Source organism: Candidatus Hydrogenosomobacter endosymbioticus (assembly GCF_021654655.1).
Taxonomy (GTDB): Bacteria; Pseudomonadota; Alphaproteobacteria; order Holosporales; family GW7; genus Hydrogenosomobacter; species Hydrogenosomobacter endosymbioticus.
Map to the genome: position 1 here is coordinate 375469 of NZ_AP025225.1, position 21682 is coordinate 397150.

Genomic DNA, 21682 nt, shown 5'->3' on the forward strand with positions numbered 1-21682 from the left:
CATGAGAGACATCCACGGCACCGCGTCCGGCACCGAATAATCCGACTTTTCAATCTTATTTGTCTTTTCGGCTAGCATCCGGGGCCCTGTTCTAGCCTTCCCGGCCACACACCGGCCCACCGCACAAGCACCAATAATACGCTCTATTCTATTAGACTAAAAAAACAACATCTCCGCCCCGTCTAACGAGCGCCTATAACTCATACCAAACAAAAAGAAAACCGGGAGAATAACGCGAAAACCCACAACTTTAAGACCTAAACCCAACAGCCCATCGGAAACAAAACCACCAAGATCACTCGTCATAATAACAAAAAAAGAAAACCCAACGTCGCTGAACTAACGCCGAAGACAACAAGAAAGTAAGGACACTATCCATGCAGGTCGCAGCTTACCCAACAATAAACTCTGCCACCTTAAGACCGTTAGATTTACAGCCTCCATTTACTAAAAAGATCTGAACTGAATGCGAATCAAGCCAATTGGGAATTAGTACTGGTTAGCTCAAAGGATTACTCCTCTTTCACACCCAGCCTATCAACGTGATAGTCTTTCACGACCCTATAGGGAAAATTAATCTTGAGGTTAGTTTCCCGCTTAGATGCTTTCAGCGGTTATCTATTCCGTACATAGCTACCCAGCGCTGCAATTGGCATCACAACTGGCACACCATAGGTACGTCCACCCCGGTCCTCTCGTACTAAGGGCAGATCCTCTCAATTTTCCAACGCCCACGGCAGATAGGGACCGAACTGTCTCACGACGTTCTGAACCCAGCTCACGTACCACTTTAATTGGCGAACAGCCAAACCCTTGGGACCTTCTCCAGCCCCAGGATGTGATGAGCCGACATCGAGGTGCCAAACCTCCCCGTCGATAAGAGCTCTTGGGGGAGATAAGCCTGTTATCCCCGGCGTACCTTTTATCCGTTGAGTGATGGCCCTTCCACAAGGAACCACCAGATCACTATGACCGACTTTCGTCTCTGCTTGACTTGTAGGTCTTGCAGTCAGGCAGGCTTATGCCATTACACGCTACAGCTGATTTCTGACCAGCTTGAGCCTACCATTGCGCGCCTCCGTTACTCTTTAGGAGGCGACTGCCCCAGTCAAACTACCCACCATGCAATGTCCCAACGCTGGATAACAGCGCCTGGTTAGGTATAAAAAGCATCAAGGGTGGTATTTCAACGGTGACTCCACCTCGGCTAGCGCCAAAGCTTCAAAGTCTCCCACCTATTCTACACATGATACCTCTCACACCAATGCAAAGTTGCAGTAAAGGTGCACGGGGTCTTTCCGTCTAACCGCGGGTACTCCGTATCTTCACGGAGAATCCAATTTCACTGAGTTGATGTTGGAGACAGCGGGGAAGTCGTTACGCCATTCATGCAGGTCGGAACTTACCCGACAAGGAATTTCGCTACCTTAGGACCGTTAGATTTACGGCCGCCGTTTACTGGGGCTTCAATTCAATGCTTTCACATCTCCTCTTAACCTTCCAGCACTGGGCAGGCGTCAGACCCTATACATCGAATCTCTTCTTAGCAGAGCCCTGTGTTTTTGATAAACAGTCGCTACCCCCTCTCATGTGCCACCCCAACCAGGTTGCCCTGGCAGGGCCTCTCTTATCCCGAAGTTACGAGAGCAACTTGCCGAGTTCCTTCAACATCATTTTCTCAAGCGCCTTAGTATATTCAACCAGTCCACCAGTGTCGGTTTGAGGTACGGTCTAAATGCTGAAGTTATTTCCTGGAAGACTCCAGACGCTGGCAACAATCCAATAAGCACCAACATCATTTTGTCCCCGTCACTTTCAGCAGGCTCAGGAATATTAACCTGATTCCCATCGACTACGACTTTCGTCCTCGCCTTAGGGGCCGGCTCACCCTGCGCGGATTAACCTTGCGCAGGAACCCTTGGACTTTCGGCGGAAGTGTCTTTCACACTTCTTTACGTTACTCATGTCAGCATTCTCACTTCCGATATCTCCAGAAGCCCTCGCGGGTCTTCCTTCACAGACTTACAGAACGCTCCGCTACCACCTCTCTTTACAGAGAGATTCGCATCTTCGGTATATGGCTTTAGCCCCGTTACATTTTCGGCGCAGATCGGCTTTCCTAGACTAGTGAGCTATTACGCTTTCTTTAAAGGATGGCTGCCTCCAAGCCAACCTCCTAGCTGTCTTGGCCAATCCACTTCCTTTCACACTTAGCCATAATTTTGGGACCTTAGATGGCGATTAGGGTTGTTTCCCTTTCGACGATGAACGTTAGCGCCCACCGTCTGACTGCTATGCTTTCTCTTTCTGATATTCGGAGTTTGATTGGGTTTGGTAAGAATCGCTTCCCCCTAGCCCATTCAGTGCTCTACCCTCAGAAATGACCACATAACGCTCTACCTAAATAGATTTCGCGGAGAACCAGCTATTCCCAGGTTTGATTGGCCTTTCACCCCTAGCCACAAGTCATCCACACCTATTGCAACAGGATATGGTTCGGCCCTCCAGTACGCATTACCGCACTTTCAGCCTGCTCATGGCTAGATCACCTGGATTCGGGTCTCATCCGTAAAACTATGCGCCCTATTAAGACTCGCTTTCGCTACGCCTACACCTACCGGCTTAAGCTTGCTTTACAGACGAACTCGCTGACCCATGATACAAGAGGTACGCCGTCACGGCCATAATGCCGCTCCGACAGCTTGTAAGCATTCAGTTTCAGATACTATTTCACTCCCCTACTCGGGGTACTTTTCACCTTTCCCTCACGGTACTTGTTCACTATCGGTCATTAAGTAGTACTTAGGCTTGGAGGGTGGTCCCCCCATCTTCAAACGGGATTTCTCGTGTCCCGCCATACTCAAGGATCTGCCATTAAATCTACCTGTACGGGGCTATCACCCTATATCGCTTGCCTTTCCAGACAATTCCAGTTTTTAATAACAGACCACAGGCCTAATCCGCTTTCGCTCGCCACTACTAACGGAGTCTCGTTTGATTTCTTTTCCTCTGGTTACTTAGATGTTTCAGTTCACCAGGTTCGCTTTCTGCACCTATTTATTCAGCACAGAATACCGCTAAAGCGGTAGGTTTCCCCATTCGGAAATCCGCGGATCAACGGAAGTTGACTCCTCCCCACGGCTTATCGCAGTCTGCCACGTCCTTCATCGCCTCTTAATGCCAAGGCATCCACTAAATGCTCTTATACGCTTGATTCACACTCAGTTCAAATCTTTTTGTCTGTGACAAATTGAAATCACAGACACCCATATTTACAATTTCAAAGAACACCTCTTCAAAAGTCAAATTCTGCCAAGCAGCCAAAGAGACAATGGAGACGATCGGGATCGAACCGACGACCTCACGCTTGCAAAGCGCGCGCTCTCCCAGCTGAGCTACATCCCCACAGAACACTAATACCACAATACCGCCACAACGACAAGCCGATAGCAATGGGCCAGGAAGGACTTGAACCTTCGACCTCACGCTTATCAAGCGCGCGCTCTAACCAACTGAGCTACTAGCCCCCTATCAAATCGATAAAACACGAGAAGAAGCCCTAATAACCAGGCAAATAAACAAAGAGAGATAAACGATCGACAAGCCCACGCCATCGAATCCTTAATTTCAAGATCAAGAAGATTCGCAAATCTTCTCATATCCTAGAAAGGAGGTAATCCAGCCGCAGGTTCCCCTACGGCTACCTTGTTACGACTTAATCTCAGTCATCGACCCTACCGTATACGGTCGCCCCCATAAAATGGTTAGCAAACCGGCTTCGGGCAGAACCAACTCCCATGACCTGACGGGCGGTGTGTACAAGGCCCGTGAACGTATTCACCGCGGCGTTCTGATCCGCGATTACTAGCGATTTCGGCTTCATGCTCTCGAGTTGCAGAGAGCAATCTGAACTAAGATGGCTTTTTGAAATCAGCTCCGGGTCACCCCATCGCTCTCCTCTGTCACCACCATTGTAGCACGTGTGTAGCCCAGTCCATAAGGGCCATGATGACCTGACGTCATCCTCACCTTCCTCCAACTTATCGCTGGCAGTCTCCTTAAAGTTCTCAGCTTTACCCGTTAGCAACTAAGGACAAGGGTTGCGCTCGTTATAGGACTTAACCCAACATCTCACGACACGAGCTGACGACAGCCATGCAGCACCTGTGTGGGATCCAGCCGAACTGACGGACTCTGTTTCCAGAGCCCTCGATCCCCATGTCAAGAACTGGTAAGGTTTTTCGCGTAGATTCGAATTAAACCACATGCTCCACCGCTTGTGCGGGCCCCCGTCAATTCCTTTAAGTTTTAATCTTGCGACCGTAATCCTCAGGCGGAGCGCTTCATGCGTTAGCTGCGACACTGAAAAATTTCCAACGTCTAGCGCTCATCGTTTAGGGCGTGGACTACTAGGGTCTCTAATCCTATTTGCTCCCCACGCTTTCGTGCCTCAGCGTCAGTTGTGACCCAGAAAGCCGCCTTCGCCTCTGGTGTTCCTCCTAATATCTACGAATTTCACCTCTACACTAGGAATTCCACTTTCCTCTTTCACACTCTAGTCATTCAGTTTAAAATGCGACTCCCAGGTTGAGCCTGGGGATTTAACACTTTACTTAAACAACCGCCTACGCACCCTTTACGCCCAGTCATTCCGAACAACGCTAGCCCCCTCTGTATTACCGCGGCTGCTGGCACAGAGTTAGCCGGGGCTTCTTCTCCCATTACCGTCATCATCTTCATGGGTGAAAGAGCTTTACGACCCGAAGGCCTTCTTCACTCACGCGGCATTGCTGGATCAGGGTTTCCCCCATTGTCCAATATTCCTCACTGCTGCCTCCCGTAGGAGTCTGGGCCGTATCTCAATCCCAATGTGGCTGATCATCCTCTCAGACCAGCTACGGATCACAGGCTTGGTAGGCCATTACCCCACCAACTACCTAATCCGGCGCGGGCTCATCTCTTGGCGATAAATCTTTACTTGTTTCCAAGCACATGCGGTATTAGCTATGGTTTCCCACAGTTATCCCCCACCAAGAGGTAGATTCCCACGTATTACTCACTCGTTTGCCACTAAAAATAACCGAAATCATTTTCCGTTCGACTTGCATGTGTTAAGCATGCCGCCAGCGTTCGTTCTGAGCCAGGATCAAACTCTCAAGTTCGATAGAAGTCCGGAAAAATCCAAACTCCTGGCTTTTATTTTAAATCTAAAGAAATCAACGGCGCGAACCTTGCCGACCGTTTATCTCTCCTCTTTTTTTAACTTTCTTAAAGAGCAACCAATTAATACCCAGATCATACCTTGCGCCCCCGAAGGTGTCAATACCTATTTTTAAAATTGTTTACAAACAGTGGCGACGTAGACAAAAAGAACGGCTTCGCCTCCACAGCACAGAAAAGACAAGAGGGTATATGAGATCATTTGTTATCCATTCCGCAAAGAAGCTTTGAAAATTCCGTCGCATCGAACTGTGCGAAATCGGAAACCCCTTCTCCAGTCCCTACAAGGCAGATCGGCAGTCCGCTCTCGCGCGCAATTCGCAAAACCGTCCCTCCCTTAGCACTCCCATCTAATTTAGTCATTATTATGGAGATGTCATCCCCACCCATAGAACTCTTAAACTTTTCAGCTTGAACCGAAGCGTGTTGACCTGTTGACGAGTCCAAAACTAACATTTTCTCTACAAAAATATCGCCATATTTGTCGCGCTGCTTTTCAGCCACTCGCACAATTTTGCCAAGCTCATCCATGAGAGAGTTTTTGTTGGGAAGACGGCCAGCAGTGTCAATCAAAACAACATCTTCCTTTAGGTTAACAGCGCTTTGGATACCTTCAAACACTAAACTTGATGGATCTGCCGATATTCCTGCGGAAGTCATATTTGCCCCCACTCTCTCTGCCCACACCTCAAGCTGGCTCACAGCAGCAGCTCTAAAAGTGTCCGCAGCTATGAACCTAACCTTCTTCCCATATCGAACAAACGAAGCCCCGAGCTTACCTATAGTAGTAGTTTTTCCAGCCCCGTTAACGCCAGCAAATATAATAACTCTGAGCCCGTTCTCACAGCTCATATCAAAGCGTTTTTCATATAAAGACAGCTCTTTCTCTATATAGTTTGATATTCGAGCAAGAGCGTCATCGCGCGAAACAGTATTTTTTGCAACTTCCACAATTTCTTTGGCAACGGACGGACCAAAATCAGCACGTATAAGCTCCTCTTCAAGCTCAGCCAATATATCAGCAGAGCACCCTAGCGCTTTAAACCCGCTAATCCTAGAAAAAATCCCATCTGTTACGAAAGAGATAGAGGACCTAAGCGAACCCCACATAGACTCACCCGCCTTTCATCGCTCGCTTTGTATCGAGGTTATAACAAATTCACGCTAAGAATGAAAGAGCATCAGCTATTGTAAGCGCCGCCCAGAAGCGCGAAATTTACAGCATCCCGCAGCCTTATAAGTATAGAACAAGGGTAAAACCCATAGCGCGCAATACAACGGCGCCGGAGGAAGAAATATCGAGGCCGCAGAACGAGCCAAAGCGAAGCACACCCTTACAATTTCGACCGCAAGCCTCATAAAACAGCAAGAATTTTATGATTATTGCATACGCTTCACTCTATTTTGAACGAATCTCCCAAATAAACTCTACGAACAACTTGACTGTTTGCTATCTCTTGCGGAGAGCCTTCTTGCAATATTCTGCCTTCATATATTATGTACGCTCTATCGACTATTTTGAGCGTGTCGCGCACATTGTGATCTGTGATCAGAACACCTATCCCCCTTTCCTTCAAGTGCAAAATAAGCCCCCTAATATCGTCAACAGATTTCGGATCAATCCCCGCAAGCGGCTCATCCAGAAGCAAAAATTTTGGACTGCCAGCAAGAGCGCGTGCTATCTCCACTCTCCTTCTCTCTCCCCCGGATAAAAGCAACGCGGACCTTTTGCGCAAATCTAAAAGGTTGAAATCAGAAAGCAGTTTTTCGAGCTCATGTTTTCTTTTTCTTGCGTTAGGCTCTAGCAGCTCAAGAACTGCCATTATATTGTCTTCCACGTTCATTCCGCGAAATATTGATGACTCTTGCGGAAGATAGCGTATTCCAAACCTGGCCTTCCTATATAGCGGCCACAAACTAGCGTCAATATCACCGATAAATATCGATCCTTTATCTGGAAAAACAAGGCCCGCCATCATAAGGAAACTTGTAGTCTTGCCCGCACCATTAGGGCCAAGCAATCCGACCGCCTCGCCGACAAAAAGTGATATAGAAACATCGCTTACAACATCCTTATCGCGAAATTTTTTATATAAATTTTGTCCAAAAAAACACAGTCTTTTCATAGCTAGCCTCTATTAACAACCCCATTATCTAAAAACGCCTCCGCAGCACAAAAATCAGTCACAGAAATTTTTTGCGTCTCAAATATACTTTTGCAATACACTCAATACTTCGAGCTTTATTAAACCACATATACCTAAGGGTATTGCCAAAGCACAGCCAATGCCGTTATGCAGCGTTTTTTGGCTCCTCCCCAGCCTTATCCATATCATCCCTATCAAGAGACACCCCTAGCTCACCTATAAGGTAATTTTCGAAAAACTCTTGAAAAACATCCACTAATTTTCTAACTTTAGCTCCCATCTTTCTCCGTATACAGAAATGCGACTTTACAGAAGGTCCATCTATATGCGGAAGTATACGTATAAGTTTTCCTTTATAAAACAAATTCGCATTAGTGGTAGCAGAGCAGATTCCAACCCCTTCAGCAGCAGCTAGATACGTTGAATGGGTCGAATTTATGGTAACGCTTGGAGTTAGCTTTGGAAGGCCCGCCCAGCGCCCCTTCAAATGCCAGTCTATATCCGAAACATAGCTAAAAGGATGCTCTCCGTATCCTATTATCGAATGATTTAATAAATCTTTCCCAGTTTCTGGTATCCCAAATTTTTCGAGATATTCAGCGCTAGCAAACAAAGCAAAGTCATACGTAAAATGCCAGCGCCTCTCCAAATAGTCTTTAGGTTCCATAGGCCTCAGCAAAATATCTGCCATCCACTCTGTAGAGCTCATTACATAGTCACTAGCAATTACTTTGACGTTGACGCAGCGATGAGTCTGTCTAAAAATACGTATACACGGCATCAAAATAGTGCTGGCCACGGCACACGTAGTCGATATTAAAATTTCTCCGCTGAGCTCCTTACTTCCAGCGTTCAGTGACTCCTCTATCCCCTGCTCAAAAAGCCCGATTATCTGTTCAGCAAAAGGAAGAAACCGGTCTGCCTCCTCCGTGAACATATTATGCCTCTTTCTCCTTATAACAAACTTTAAGCCTGTTTGCTTTTCAAGGTCATCAATGAAAGTCCATAGACTAGACCTCGGAATACCAAGTTCTTTATGGATACCAAAATCACAATTGTTTTCTGCTAACTTAACAAAAGCCTTAAGCGCGCTTATATTCATCAGTACAACTTTCTGTACACCAGAGATTTAACCGATACGATTTTTGCATATTTTCCAACAAGATGTCTATAATCGACCGCCAAAAACCTATTTCTCTCATTGTTAATATAACACAAATTTTTATATAAAAAATACTAAAATTTTATGGGTTAATTCTTTTTTAAGCGTTTGTTAACCAATTGTTGATAATATATAAACATAAATTTTTATTAAAAAGGAAAAGAGAGTGAATAAAACTAAAACCCGCACACAGATTTTTAGAAAGGCACTGCTGGTTTCATTGCTTTTCGCTAACGCATACGCATCGACCCTCGCCTCCGCAGGATCTGTGGTCAGTACAGGAAACAAAAGCAAAACGTCAAACTCGGACAGATCAAACAGGTCAATAAAAGAACGAAAAGACAGATCAAGCAAAAAAGAAAGCGCTCGATCGAAAGAACGAGGCTCTAGCGTAGGAAAAAGCCATATAAAGTCATACTATACTGAGAGCCAGGGCAACTCACCTAACAACTCGATCCTTGAAAAACATAATTTGAGCAAAAAAAGCAACTTCAAACTAAACAGCTCGCAAAGCTCTTTTGAGCTGTTGGGGGCCTCAAAGCAAAGCAAAAACTCACCCAGCATAAGCAGGAAAAACAGCTCTGAAAGCGAACTAGAATTAATTAATAATATAGATTCATTTGAAATAATACAAGACAAAGAGTCTAAAAGAGACTTAAAATCTTCTGGAAAGCCTTCCCTACTTGACCTGTCAAAAGATCATAGCAACGACCTGAACCAATCAAAGCTCTCTCTTTCAATTATGAAAAATGACGAGCCTAGCTTTTCCAACTCGCTAGCAGGCGGCGCTGAAAAAGCTCAAAACCACTCGATAGAATATAAAAAGCCTGATTCTCAAAAAGAAATAGCAGCAAAAAGTTTATTGAAGTCTAGTGAAAATAAACAAGGCAGCAAATTATCTAACAGCATAAAGCCTGAGGCCAATACCGTAAATAACAATACTCAGCATGCCCTAATAATGAGTGATTCTATGGTCGCAGCAACTAAAAATGATGAAAACAAAAACAACAAAGACGAAAAAAAAGAGGAGAGCGCTCACATTTCCACAAAGCAACCAGAGAGCAAACTGGTAAACCGACCGTCCGTCTCATCTAGTGGGAAAAGTTCTCCAGAAAACGAGAAAAATCCAGATGTAGAGCAAGCAAGAAAAAAAGATTTAGAGGAGCGCATCAAAAATAAAGGTGGCGAAGAAAATAAAAAATCGGTAAAAAATTTCGGACCCCCAATGAAAAAACCAGAAAACAAGAGAGACTTTAAACAAGAGAATGATGCAGGCAAAAAAAATCATGAAGAGAAAAAATACGCAAAAAACCACGCCCTTGAAGCAGGCCGCGCCCACGCTATTCTCGCGCAATCCGCACCTGAACCAATTGCCATCACAAATATCGTCAAAAGCAGCACTCTCACAAAAACAAACGAAAACAGAGATTCAAACAAAGCTCAAGGAGCAGAAAATAATGTCGCACAACAACGCACCACCAAAACGGTATCTTTCTCAAAACCAAAAACCCTAAACTATAAAACAAGCTCAACCCAAACAACCACCCAAGCTGAAATGGCAAAAAAAATTACAAGTAAGGCAGAACGAAGTAAGCTGACAGCTATAAAGCCTACACAGCAAAAACAAACCTCTCCAGCCGAAAGTGAAAAGGTCGCACATGAGAGAAAACTCAACATAAACTATAGGCATGACGGAACGTCTGAAAGAGACCATCGAGTGCGCAGCAAGTCTGTTAGAAAAACAATGCGCCACTCAGATAAAAACAGCAAAAGAAAAAAACCCACCATATATCCAAACTAAATTTATTGAAAAAATAATAGAATAACCGCATAGTGCACCAAGCCACAGCCACATCTTCAAACTATTGAGAAGATGTGGCCTTTTGTAATCCATATTTTATAGTTCCTTAGAATAATTAATAAACATTTCGCACAAAAATTAATAAAAAATTATTGACTATGTCGCGAGCGCGCATAAAATATACTAATGGGTTTTCTTGCGGAACACAAAAATGAACAAACTAACCACTTTATTTTTTTGGTGCACTTTGCTTGCGGTAGCACAGAATACATTTGCAGGCCCAAAGCCTTTAATCAAACATTCTAATCGAGCAAACACATCGAGCATTAAACCCCGCCATCGCTCAGTTTCGCAAAATATTAAATGCTCCGGTCAGATTAATTCGCAAAATAAATGGCAAAAAGTAACAAATCTACCCAACACCAAATATTATAAGCGCCCCGCAGACCAAAGTACTAAATTATTTATAAAGATTGATTCGCAAAATAAATTGCTCCCGCAGCAAAGCCCAGAAATGGACTATTATCTCTCGTATCTTGGTCCAGAAAAAATCCAAGAGCTCTTGACTTTAAAAAAAGATGTTTGTCGCGCGCTTCCTTGGCTAGAAGAAAAATTTCGAGAGATGGGGAATATTAATCTTTCCAATTCGACGAATAATTTAAAGAGCTATATGGAAAAAATGACTGATGCAGCTTGGTTTGAAAATATAGACTTGCAAAATTATTCGAGAGACATATTAAGAAAAGCACATTTAATGGCAGAAGAAGGCGTCCCCATTGACGATGCCGAGACAAAAGCCTCCATCTATGACTTAAGCAGTTTTTCAAAAAATAATTCCAAACAAAACCTAGATGACTTGCTTTTTTAATGGCTGAAACCAACCTTTTCTAGCGCAGCTCAATGCAAAATGTAGTATATATAAGCGCATCTGGGCCGCATTCTTTTTTGTAAACAAAATTTAAATTAAATTTATTTAAAATAAATTTTATAATCAACCAATTTACACTATATCATGAGCAAATCTTCATTTTATCACATATGCGCCATATTATACGCAAGCTTTTTTATAAACAACTATGGTTATTCTGCGCCTAAGAATAGAAGCAAGTCTACCCAACCAAAAGAGTATGGCGGACAAAAACGAATGAATCTTTCTATCTATGGACGCGGCATATTGCCACAACAAGCCGCTAAAAACATTGCTGGAGGGCTTAACCTATATATCAAAAATAAAGAAGACACAAATCAACCTCCAACTCCAAGATTTGGGGGAGTTCATAAACAACAATATAAAGCTCCTGCTAATACACCAAAAAAACAACGCTCTTTTTTTGGCAACCAAGACAACGTAGCTCTATTCAACAATGCAAATCTTCAAGAATTGAATCAAAGTAGGTCGCAAACTCCAAATGTACCCAAAATTTTACTAAGTCAATCAAAATATACTCCATTATACCGATTAGACCCCGCATTATATCCGGTTTTAAATGCGCAGTATAAACAACCCAAAAAATTATCTGTTATAGGAACCTCTTTAAATTCACGACTTAATCGATTTCACACACCAAATGCTCGATTTCACACACCAAATGCTCGATTTAACAATCAACAAAATCTACAACAGCACCAAAACGACCAGTCAAAAATCAGCCTTGGCTCAGACTCTGAATATTCTCAGGAAAATATGATGGGGCCTAAATACAGTAAAAATATAGTCCCATCCAAGCAATATAGAATCTCGCACTATCATTATCGTAACCAAAAAAAATAACATCCCACCACGCCCCCCGACTCACTCACGCCTATATAACACGGCCCCTTAATGCCATGTTGTCATGTTGTATATTTTTTGCGAATAATATATAAGTATTAAAAATATGAATTTTGGGTGATTTATATGGCTGCGTCTGCTAAGCCTACGTGCTCCGGAGGATGTTCTAATTCTGAAAGCAAAATAAGGTCTGTTGTTAGCTCATGCATGATCGGTAACGCGCTTGAGTGGTATGACTTTATACTATTCGGGTATTTCGCAACGATAATAGCGCAGCAATTTTTTCCGTCTTCTGATAATGTTACCGCTCTCCTGAAAAGCTATGGCATATTCGTTGCGGGGTTCGTGATGCGTCCGCTTGGAGCATTTGTATTTGGTTATATAGGCGACAGGATTGGGCGCAAGAAGGCTTTAATGTGGTCCATATACTTCATGGCGGTTCCAACTACAATTATGGGGCTTTTGCCGTCGTATGACCAGATAGGGTGGTCGGCCGCGCTCCTTTTGATACTGCTGCGCCTGTTCCAAGGGTTATCTATGGGGGGAGAGTTTACCGGATCTATGGTGTTTATTGTCGAGAATTCTCCAGATAAGAGCCGTGGATTTTGGGGAAGCTGCGCCTGTTTGAGCGTTGTCATAGGGCTTATAGTGGGCTCTAGTTTGGCGTCATTCATAAGCAGCGTCACCACTCATGAACAACTTATCTTGTGGGGATGGAGAATACCTTTTGTTATAAGCATCTTCGGCAGCATGGTTGGTGCATATATGAGAACCTACCTTGACGATCCAAAAGCGTTCAGCGATTCACGAAAAAATGAGTCTGAAAAGAAAGAGTTTCTTTTTAAAGAGCTTTTCCGAGACCATTGGAAGTCTGTTATAACGATAATTCTTATAGATTTCACGATATCTGTTGGATTCTTTCTTATAACGGTTTTTGTGATGTCGTATTTACAGACTTTTGTTGGGTTTTCATATCTTGAGGCTTCGATAATAAACTCCGTCAGTATGCTTGTGTTTGCTGCTATGATACCTCTTTCAGGGTTGGCTATAGATAAGATAGGAAGGAGGCCTGTTTTGCTTTTCGCCTCTGGGTTATTTTTCGCCCTATCTTATCCTCTTTTTAAAGGACTTTCTTCAGGAAGCTGGAACATAGCGCTCATATCTCAGATAATATTTGCGGTTTTATTAGGAATAAACTATGCTCCCATTCCATCTGTGTTGTCTGAACAATTTCCTACAAAGGTCAGGTTTTCTGGGATTTCAATTGCACATAATTTGAGCATGACCATATTCGGCGGCACCGCTCCAGAGATAGTTACGTGGCTTTTGAAAAGCTATCCAGATTTCCTCGAGATTCCTGGGTTATATCTCATGTTTGCTGGAGCTATGGCGTTTTTAGGGGCTCTATTGATGAAAGACCGTACGGGACAACCGCTGTAATCCGCTTTCGCTCTGCTGGTTTGGCGTTTTACTGATAGTGTTTGTTAGGGGATTTTTTAAACCAGCGGGAGTAATAATAGTCTGTGATTGGTATTAGTGATGAGTTTGCTATATGAGAATTGTCGTACAGAAATTTGGCGGGACGTCTGTAGCTGATATAGCTTGTATACATAGAGCGGCTGACGTTGTGAAGAGAGCCATTAACGACGGAAGCATACCTGTTGTCGTGATTTCAGCCATGGCTGGCGTAACAAACCAGTTGGTGGGCTTTGCGTCAGAAACAGACGTAGATCAAAACAATATATCCATACGAAGCGAGTGCGACACTGTGATTTCATCTGGTGAACAAGTGACTGCTGGGCTTATGGCGCTAGCGCTTTCTAAAATAGGAGTAAAAGCGCGCTCTTGGATGGGATGGCAGGTTCCACTCCTCACAAACAGCGCCTATGGAGAAGCAGAAATATTATCCGTTTCCAAAGCTAACCTTATGAAAGATATAGAAGCTGGAATAATCCCCGTAGTAGCTGGATTTCAGGGAGTAGACGAGCGCGGAAGAATAACCACTCTTGGAAGAGGAGGTTCAGACCTAACAGCAACAGCACTGGCCGCCTCTCTCGGAGCAGATATTTGCAAAATCTATACCGACGTCGACGGAGTATACACTGCAGATCCGCTGTGGGTTAAATGCGCTAAAAGATTTGACGTGTTATCGTACGACGACATGGCAGCTTTGTCACAATATGGAGCAAAAGTACTACATTCTGGCGCTGTAAAATGGGCGCAGAAGCATAACGTCCCCATACAAGTTTTATCAACATTTTCTGACGCCTCTGTTGGCACAATAATTCGCAACGAAAAAAGAAAAATCATGTGCGGCATAACACAAAAACGCGCAATACAATGGGATATTAGTTCCGTAGACGACAGAACCGCAGCGAAAATAGACGTCGTTTTGCGAGAAGAACGTGTGTCGCCCATATGGAAAGACTTTAATGCACAGGACAAAAAGCTATCGTTTCTCACATGGACAGACCAAAATCTTCAGGTAAGGTTCGCTATTTCTCAATGCACGACAAACATTCCATCTTCACAAGAGGTAATGCTGATCGCTCTTGTTGGAGACAACCGCACAAACAGTCTAATAACCAAAAACGTTTGCCTAAACAACCTTGCAATCAACGTTCCAGTTATGAGGTGCTTCAGGTCGCTCTTCATAACAGGAATAATAGTAGAACACAAATACCTAGCAGTTGCGCTGAACGATTTGCATAGCATGCTCAAGCTTCATGAGGTGTTTCAATAGCAAACCACGACTAACTAATAGAAAAAATTACCACATCTACCATTCACACGACCTTGCAAGCTGAGAAAACGGTTTTTCGTATTCAAGAAACTCACCACAAACATACGGTTTTTTTAAAATCTCTTCAAACCAAACAAAAAACGAGTCAATGGAATTTTCTATCAGCTCTAAAGCATCATTTTTATACCGCCTAACCACAAGCTCTCCGCTTTTTTCAAAAAGCCAAAACTCCAAAAACACCGATTCATAGGAGCAAATCGAGCCAACAGCCGGAAACGCCGCAAGAATAGCTCCAAATGAATCAAGATTCTCTATCGATTTCCACGAAGGAGCGCGCCCAAATAACAAAATTACAACTGACACAGACTTTTTAGATTCGTCAAAAGCAAGCATCGCTGAGCCAGCTTTTATCGATATGTTCAAACCTAGCCGCACTTTATCGACCATTACGTTACCGCTGTCTGTACAAACATAGCGTATCCCCAACGAGTCGCTTTGAGTTTTTTTTTCAGTCAAACTTTTAATAACACTGTTCGCAGCCTCTCGAAGAAACAATAAATCTCTGTCCCTAGCAAAAAAATCTTTAAATATTTTTTCTACATAATCAGAAAAACATGAAAAATTCCCTTCGCCCCATTGTTCGCACATAATCATCTTTGCCACTCTGTTGACAGCCAAATTCAGCACCATGTTTCTTCCAATTCCATTGCTCGGAGAAAGACCTAACACCCGAGATACATAAAACACATACGGATTTCGCCTCAACAAATCTATTCCCCTAACAGAAACGCTGCTGATAACGCAAAAAGAAGATGCAAAAGGCTGGGGAGAAGGCTTTTTCATGGAAACCCGGCATATCTCGCCATAAGATCGCAAAAAACCTAAATCTGAACCATTAAAGCGTATATCAGACATGCTCTCCACAGATTCAACAAATTCAAGGAACTTCATCACCTTGCCGCCTTCACAAAAAACCTGTTTATAAAATTTTTCAGCAGCGAAAGAAATGGCCTCATTTTTAAACGCCTTATCTAGAAAAAGTTTATGTTTATTTGCCCAAGCGCTAAATAACAGTTCATCGGTAAAAATCTCTTCTTTACACTGATCAATATATCTCGCAGGGATATCAAAAAACCTTCTGAGCGCCCTAGCTTTCTCTGAAAATTCGCTACGTTTTAGCAAAAGCTCTTCTGCCTCCACCAAAAAGTGCACACCAAGAGAATTTCGTTTACAAAATGTCTCAAGCTCAAATGCCGCTCGGCACATAGCAAACATTTTATCTCGCAAAAACGGGTGCATCATAAGATCTATAAAATCGTTAAATAGAAAACCGGAACGAGCAACTTCCAGAGAGTTCAACATAAATCCACTATCAACAAAATCAGACTTATCTTTCATACCTCAAAAACAAACTATGCTTATCGTATAATTGTACCAATATATTACACATTCAATAAAAATTTTATGCAATTTCCAAAAAATCGTTGATAAATTGTTTATAACAACAACGATTATATTCCAATGTTTAGTGCTTTTATTTTCTAAAAAACTATTGTAATGAAATTGAATAAGTGATATTAGTCTCGTTAATGATTTGTATTATCGGAACCAACAAATGAAACGAACCGTGCTGCTTTTGTGCGGCGGAAAATCGACCGAGCATGAAGTATCTTTAATGTCTGCAAAATTTGTGGCCCAAGCAATAAACAAAAATCGGTTTGATGTTGCTGCAGTTGTTATAGGAAAAGATGGCGCGTGGCATCATATCCATTTGAAAGACTTGATTGAACAAAATTTTGCTGGTTCTTGCTTTAATTCGTCGTCTCCAGATAATGTAATATTTGCAAGAAAATATGGGAATCCAACCCTTATATTTGAAGACGCAAACAAAAACATTCCAATAGACGTTGTGTTTCCAATTATACACGGAGCCACAGGAGAAGACGGAGCGATACAAGGATTTTGCGAAATAGTCGGAGTCCCATATGTTGGCTGCGACGTGTATTCCTCTGCTGTCTGCATGGACAAAATATTTTCAAAACAAATTCTAGGGCAATCGGGAATTAGCGTAGTCCCTTTCATCAGCGTAAACGGACAGCACGAAACCGTCCCTTCTTATAGCTCTGTTACAGAAAGGTTGAAAACAAGCAATCTTATCATCAAACCATCTTCGTCAGGATCATCAATTGGCGTAAGCAAAGTGATTTGTTCTTCGGAGTATCATAAAGCCATAGAAACCGCTTTTGCTAATGGACGTAAGTTGCTCATAGAACCCGCCCTTGAAGCAAGAGAGATAGAAGTTTCTGTTCTAAGCGGCCAAGAGGTACGGGTTGCGGCAGCAGTTGGAGAAATTATTCCTCGTCACGATTTCTACTCTTACGAGGCAAAGTATATAGACCCAGACGGAGCAAAACTCGTTGTTCCAGCAATACTAAGAGACGAGGTGAAAAACCGCGTAATAGAAACAGCCAAGTCCTCTTTCATAGCGCTCGGATGCAACGGAATGGCTAGAGTAGATTTTTTTGTTACAGACGATGACCGCATATATGTGAACGAGATAAACACAATACCAGGGTTCACATCTATCAGCATGTACCCGAAACTTTGGGAACACTCTGGGCTTTGCGGCGAAGAACTTATAGACACTATGATAGAAAACGCGATATCTAACAGCTCCACACGAAAGAGCAAAAGCGCCGCAGCATGATAGTGCGTAATTCTGCACCTATGGTACAGCACAATCATTGTTATTCGTGCGCCATAGGTCCTTCGCCTTCAGTTGTTTTCTCTATCGTTTTACAACTATCCATATTTGCTGTATCCTCCATAACCGGTTTATGTGTTTTTTATGTAGTCTTTTGTGTATGAAATACCTTGTTGTGCTTGCTTCGAGCTCGAATGCGAGGGAGCGTCTCCTCAGGTTGGTATATGACGATTTCATAGTAGCCCCTGCGGATATTGACGAGTCAACAATGAGTGGAGAGAGAGCAAAAGACTATGTGCTTCGCGTCGCAGTTGGAAAGGCAAAATCCATAGCGGAAAGAATGAATGGCGCTTATGTGCTAGGGTTTGATACAGTCGTTGCAGTTGGACGCAGAATATTGAGAAAAGCTCTGTCAGAAGAAGAAGCTTTTTCACAAATGACTCTGCTGTCTGGTCGCAGACACAGGGTATACACTGGAATATCAATCGCTCTTCCAAATGGAAAAATTATAAAAAGAGTTCGAGACACGGTTGTTGTTTTCAAGAGAATAAGCGATATGGAAAAGAAAGAATTCGTTGATAGCCGAGAGTGGGAAGGTGTCGCGGTATATAAATCACAAGGAATAGCGGCAAGGTTTATCAAAAGTATCAACGGATTAGAAACTAACATACAAGGACTGCCTGTGTTCGATGTGTACCAGATGCTATGCGGAGCAGGGGTGATAAAGGGATAGATCGTGTTCGACAGCCGAAAACTCACCGCATCTAAAAAGCTCAATTGGCAGCCTATACTATTTTCTCTCGGATGGATTTACCTGATAGTTGGCGCCTGCGCAGCTATATGCAGCTTTATAGCATTTTTTCTGTCAGAAAAATCCATGGTTTCGTTCACGCTCACTTTTTCAATATTCATAATATTAAGCGCCGGTTTAATAGCGTATTTTAAGGACAACGATAATACACAGCTTAAACAACGCGAAGGATTTGTGCTGACGATAGTATCGTGGGCCTCTATTTCTCTTCTTTCGTGTCTACCGTTTTTTTTGCTCATGCCAGAAGCAAGCTTCACAGATTCCATGTTCGAGTCTGTTTCAAACCTAACGGCCACAGGATTATCAGTTGTTCCAACAGCAGACTATTCTCTCACTAGCGTGCGTATGTGGAAAAATTTGCTGCAGTGGGTTGGTGGATTTGGTCTTATCTTAATGGTTATGACGCTATTCCCTGCGATGAAAATAGGAGGCACTCAGCTTATGTTTACAGAGTTTTCTGATCGATCAGAAAAAATCATGCCCTACGCATCGCAGATAGCTAAGGCATTACTGTTTATCTATGCTGGATTCACTGTTGTGCTGACGATTTTATTGTGGGCTGGAAGTATGTCCTTTATGGACTCTCTCCACTATTCTATGTCTGCAATATCAACAGGAGGTGGAGCTATAGCTGACCAAACAGCGGATATGCTGAGCCCATATAGCAAAATAGTTCTGTCTCTTGGAATGCTGGTTGGAGGGTCCACCCTTATGCTTTTCATAAAAACATTTCAGGGAGATTGGTTCGCATACCTCAAAGACGAGCAGACAAAATGCTTCTACCTTATAATTTCTATAGCCGCTGTAATTGTATTTTTTCAACTATGGGGGACAGACCAAACTCCCGCAAGCAGCTCTTTATTTTTGGTTATATCAACGATTACTACTACGGGATTCAACATAAGCTATCGATACGATAATGTGCTGCAATTCTTGCTGCTGATACTAAGCGTTTTAGGTGGATGCTCTGGATCTACCACGGGAGGCATAAAAATTTTCAGAATACAAATAATATATCGCCTGACAAAAAACCAACTGCTACAGCTTCTAAAGCCGTTCGGAATATTCCCAACATTATATAATCGAACAGAAGTCACAGAATCTATACTTTCTGGAATTCTTATGGCTGTATTTCTGCATATTGCTGGGTTGCTAGCAGTAGCATTCGGCCTAGTGTGTTATGGAAGCGGAATATGGTATAGCTTTTCACTAAGCGCAACCCTAACATCAAACTGCGGAACATTTATGGGAGAATATGCAGAGCACCTGCAAACTCTTTGCACGGAAGCAAAATGGATATGCGTGATAGCAATGCTCATGGGACGATTTGAGTTTGTAACATTCGTTGTGGTGTGCATGATGCCATTTTGGCGTAGGTAAAAAATTTCAAATGAACATAGCCAAAGAAAACGAGTCCATATTTGATAACCGAAAGCGCCGCTACAACAGCAACGCCACACTTTCATCTATGCTTCGAAGACTCTATGGGACATCAAGGTATCAAAATTTTCCTTTAAACGTAAAAAACGATAACATAGAGCGCTGAGCTTTTTTTTGGAAACAGACCTCAAGTGTGCCATACCTACCATCGCACGGAAGCTGTCTTGCAAAATCGTGCTCTACGACAACAATTGCTGAGGCAGATAAAACAGAAGCCCTCATAAAATTGTGCGCAAGCCGTTCTACTACATCTATATTTTTGTATGGAGGATCAACAAACACCAGGTCCAATTGCCCGTCAAATATGGGCAACTCTGGAAGTCGGCTTTGCCATACGCGGACCCTTTTCTCATACTCTTCGTCACCGCAAACTCCCCGCCCAGCTAAACAGATTTGTTCGCAGCACTGAGGAGATGCTTCAACAAAAGAAACGCTCTCCGCCCCCCTAGACAAAGCCTCAAACCCATATCCACCAGTTCCAGCGAATAAATCCGCCACCATAAGCCCCTTCAACTGCTCACCAGCGCTAAGGCCTATCCTCTCAACCAAAAATCTGTGCACTAAAACGTTAAACGCCGTCTCTCTGGTTCTGCAAGATGTTGGCCGCACATCGGCGCTCTGCTTAGCAAGGACCTTTTTCCCGCCATATTTGCCTGCTATTATTCCTATTCTCATTTCACCTACCTATTAAAAACAAATCAAAAACCGCAACAACTATGAAAAAAAACACGCTTTTTTAGAAGATGTATCCGGCCTAATCTTTTTGCTTATGCTGTATGCAGCCTGTATAGATTCGCAAAATCCAGTCATCAATAATGTAAGCTTATTATCATATAGAGCGCAGTCTCCCACAGCATATACTCCAGAAACATTTGTCTCGCACGTAGCTTGACTAACCTCTATCTTATTCCTCTGCATAGACAGCCCCCAATTTTTGATTTCTCCCATATCTGATTCAGACCCCAAAAATGCCAACGCATAATCTGTTTCTATAGCAATGGTATTACAAGAAGAACCTCCTTCGCCCACTATGCCAGCTCTACTTAAAATAATCTTCGTGGAGAGAGCTTCGTCATCATAAAACATTTCTTTAACGCTAAACGGTGTGTATACAGATATTTTCCCGCGTCCCACGAGGTCATTCATGCGCGCTATATTGCCTTGATATGCTCTGAACGTATCCCTTCTGTGCACAACAGAAACTCTACTTGCTATATGTGAAAGAGCGATAGACCAATCAACAACCGGATCTCCTCCGCCTATTACAACAATTCTTTTTCCATTAAATTTTTTCTTATCCTTTATGGAGTAAAACAGCGACTTACCCTCCAGTTTACAAGCGCCCTCAGCAGGAAGTTTTCTCGGCGAAAAAGCTCCAGCCCCAACCGCTATTATCACAGACATCGCTGAAACGATGGCTCCATTGCTAGCCGTTATTATAAACCTTTCGCCAGCTTCGTCTCGCTCAAGCGAAACGGCCCTTTGTCCAGTGACAAAAATTGGGCTAAACTGAGCAATCTGACCTTTTACAGAGACTATAAGATCTTTCGCTAATATAGACTGATGCCCAGGAAGATTGCATATAGGTTTTTCCGGATACAGCTCAGAACATTGTCCTCCAACTTCGTCCATGGACTCTATGACGCAGCATTTAAGCCCCATCATTCCACATGAAAACACAGAAAAAAGACCAACAGGTCCAGCGCCTATAACAGCAACATCAACTAGTTCCATAAAAACAACTCGATCACTATCTCGCAAACCCCACAGTTTCCACGTTTTCCACGCAGGAACTTGATTTTAGCCAAATTTTAACTTCTACTATGCCCCATTCTACACCTCAACGAGAAAACGCGCCACACAAGGCCCTTAAAGCAGAAAAG

The 21682-nt window shown here is 43.1% G+C and carries 14 protein-coding genes, 2 tRNA genes and 2 rRNA genes; 8 read left to right on the forward strand and 10 right to left on the reverse strand.

The window, feature by feature from the left end:
* Positions 1-469 precede the first annotated feature (469 nt).
* The 7 genes from HYD_RS01710 to HYD_RS01740 form a co-directional block, all read right to left on the reverse strand.
* A 23S ribosomal RNA gene (locus tag HYD_RS01710) occupies positions 470-3216 on the reverse strand.
* Between the two features lie 116 nt (positions 3217-3332).
* Positions 3333-3405: transfer RNA gene (locus HYD_RS01715), tRNA-Ala, on the reverse strand.
* Positions 3406-3453: 48 nt separating this feature from the next.
* Positions 3454-3527: transfer RNA gene (locus HYD_RS01720), tRNA-Ile, on the reverse strand.
* A gap of 139 nt (positions 3528-3666) precedes the next feature.
* Positions 3667-5162 (reverse strand): 16S ribosomal RNA (locus HYD_RS01725).
* Together the 16S and 23S rRNA genes with 2 tRNA genes alongside form the textbook arrangement of a ribosomal RNA operon.
* 256 nt (positions 5163-5418) lie before the next feature.
* Complete coding sequence (locus tag HYD_RS01730; protein ID WP_236865712.1) at positions 5419-6330, reverse strand: signal recognition particle-docking protein FtsY; 912 nt, start codon at positions 6328-6330, stop codon at positions 5419-5421.
* 284 nt (positions 6331-6614) lie between these two features.
* Positions 6615-7346, reverse strand: coding sequence for an LPS export ABC transporter ATP-binding protein (gene lptB / locus HYD_RS01735; RefSeq protein WP_236865714.1), 732 nt, complete (start codon positions 7344-7346; stop codon positions 6615-6617).
* Positions 7347-7512: 166 nt separating this feature from the next.
* Positions 7513-8469, reverse strand: coding sequence for a LysR family transcriptional regulator (locus HYD_RS01740; RefSeq protein ID WP_236865716.1), 957 nt, complete (start codon positions 8467-8469; stop codon positions 7513-7515).
* Positions 8470-8695: 226 nt separating this feature from the next.
* On the opposite strand from HYD_RS01740, the gene HYD_RS01745 reads away from it, so the two are divergent.
* The 5 genes from HYD_RS01745 (at position 8696) to HYD_RS01765 (ending at position 14844) form a co-directional block, all read left to right on the forward strand.
* Entirely contained in the window at positions 8696-10330 is a 1635-nt protein-coding gene (locus tag HYD_RS01745; RefSeq protein WP_236865718.1) for a hypothetical protein, read from the forward strand.
* Positions 10331-10541: 211 nt separating this feature from the next.
* Positions 10542-11198, forward strand: coding sequence for a hypothetical protein (locus HYD_RS01750; protein ID WP_236865719.1), 657 nt, complete (start codon positions 10542-10544; stop codon positions 11196-11198).
* Positions 11199-11342: 144 nt separating this feature from the next.
* Positions 11343-12101 (forward strand): hypothetical protein, encoded by a 759-nt coding sequence (locus HYD_RS01755; RefSeq protein WP_236865721.1) that lies wholly within the window; start codon positions 11343-11345, stop codon positions 12099-12101.
* 126 nt (positions 12102-12227) lie between these two features.
* Positions 12228-13541: an MFS transporter gene (locus HYD_RS01760; protein ID WP_236865723.1), complete on the forward strand. Its 1314-nt coding sequence runs from the start codon at positions 12228-12230 to the stop codon at positions 13539-13541.
* 112 nt (positions 13542-13653) lie between these two features.
* Positions 13654-14844, forward strand: coding sequence for an aspartate kinase (locus HYD_RS01765; protein WP_236865725.1), 1191 nt, complete (start codon positions 13654-13656; stop codon positions 14842-14844).
* Between the two features lie 36 nt (positions 14845-14880).
* Here HYD_RS01765 and HYD_RS01770 read toward each other — a convergent pair whose 3' ends face one another.
* The gene (locus HYD_RS01770; protein WP_236865727.1) at positions 14881-16242 is read right to left on the reverse strand and encodes a hypothetical protein; all 1362 of its coding nucleotides are present in this window, start codon (positions 16240-16242) and stop codon (positions 14881-14883) included.
* A gap of 217 nt (positions 16243-16459) precedes the next feature.
* Between HYD_RS01770 and HYD_RS01775 the strand changes: the two genes are divergently transcribed.
* From HYD_RS01775 to HYD_RS01785, 3 genes are all read left to right on the forward strand, one after another.
* Positions 16460-17551: a D-alanine--D-alanine ligase family protein gene (locus HYD_RS01775; protein ID WP_236865736.1), complete on the forward strand. Its 1092-nt coding sequence runs from the start codon at positions 16460-16462 to the stop codon at positions 17549-17551.
* A 157-nt stretch (positions 17552-17708) separates the two neighbouring features.
* Positions 17709-18281 (forward strand): Maf family protein, encoded by a 573-nt coding sequence (locus HYD_RS01780; protein ID WP_236865738.1) that lies wholly within the window; start codon positions 17709-17711, stop codon positions 18279-18281.
* A gap of 144 nt (positions 18282-18425) precedes the next feature.
* Positions 18426-19739 carry a TrkH family potassium uptake protein gene (locus tag HYD_RS01785; RefSeq protein ID WP_236865803.1) on the forward strand — a complete coding sequence of 438 codons (1314 nt, stop codon included), beginning with the start codon at positions 18426-18428 and terminating at the stop codon, positions 19737-19739.
* 120 nt (positions 19740-19859) lie between these two features.
* Here the strand turns inward: HYD_RS01785 and HYD_RS01790 are convergent, their stop codons facing one another.
* On the reverse strand, positions 19860-20474 hold the full coding sequence (locus HYD_RS01790; protein WP_236865741.1) for an RsmD family RNA methyltransferase: 615 nt from the start codon (positions 20472-20474) through the stop codon (positions 19860-19862).
* A 39-nt stretch (positions 20475-20513) separates the two neighbouring features.
* Positions 20514-21533: an NAD(P)/FAD-dependent oxidoreductase gene (locus HYD_RS01795; protein WP_236865743.1), complete on the reverse strand. Its 1020-nt coding sequence runs from the start codon at positions 21531-21533 to the stop codon at positions 20514-20516.
* Positions 21534-21682 lie beyond the last annotated feature (149 nt).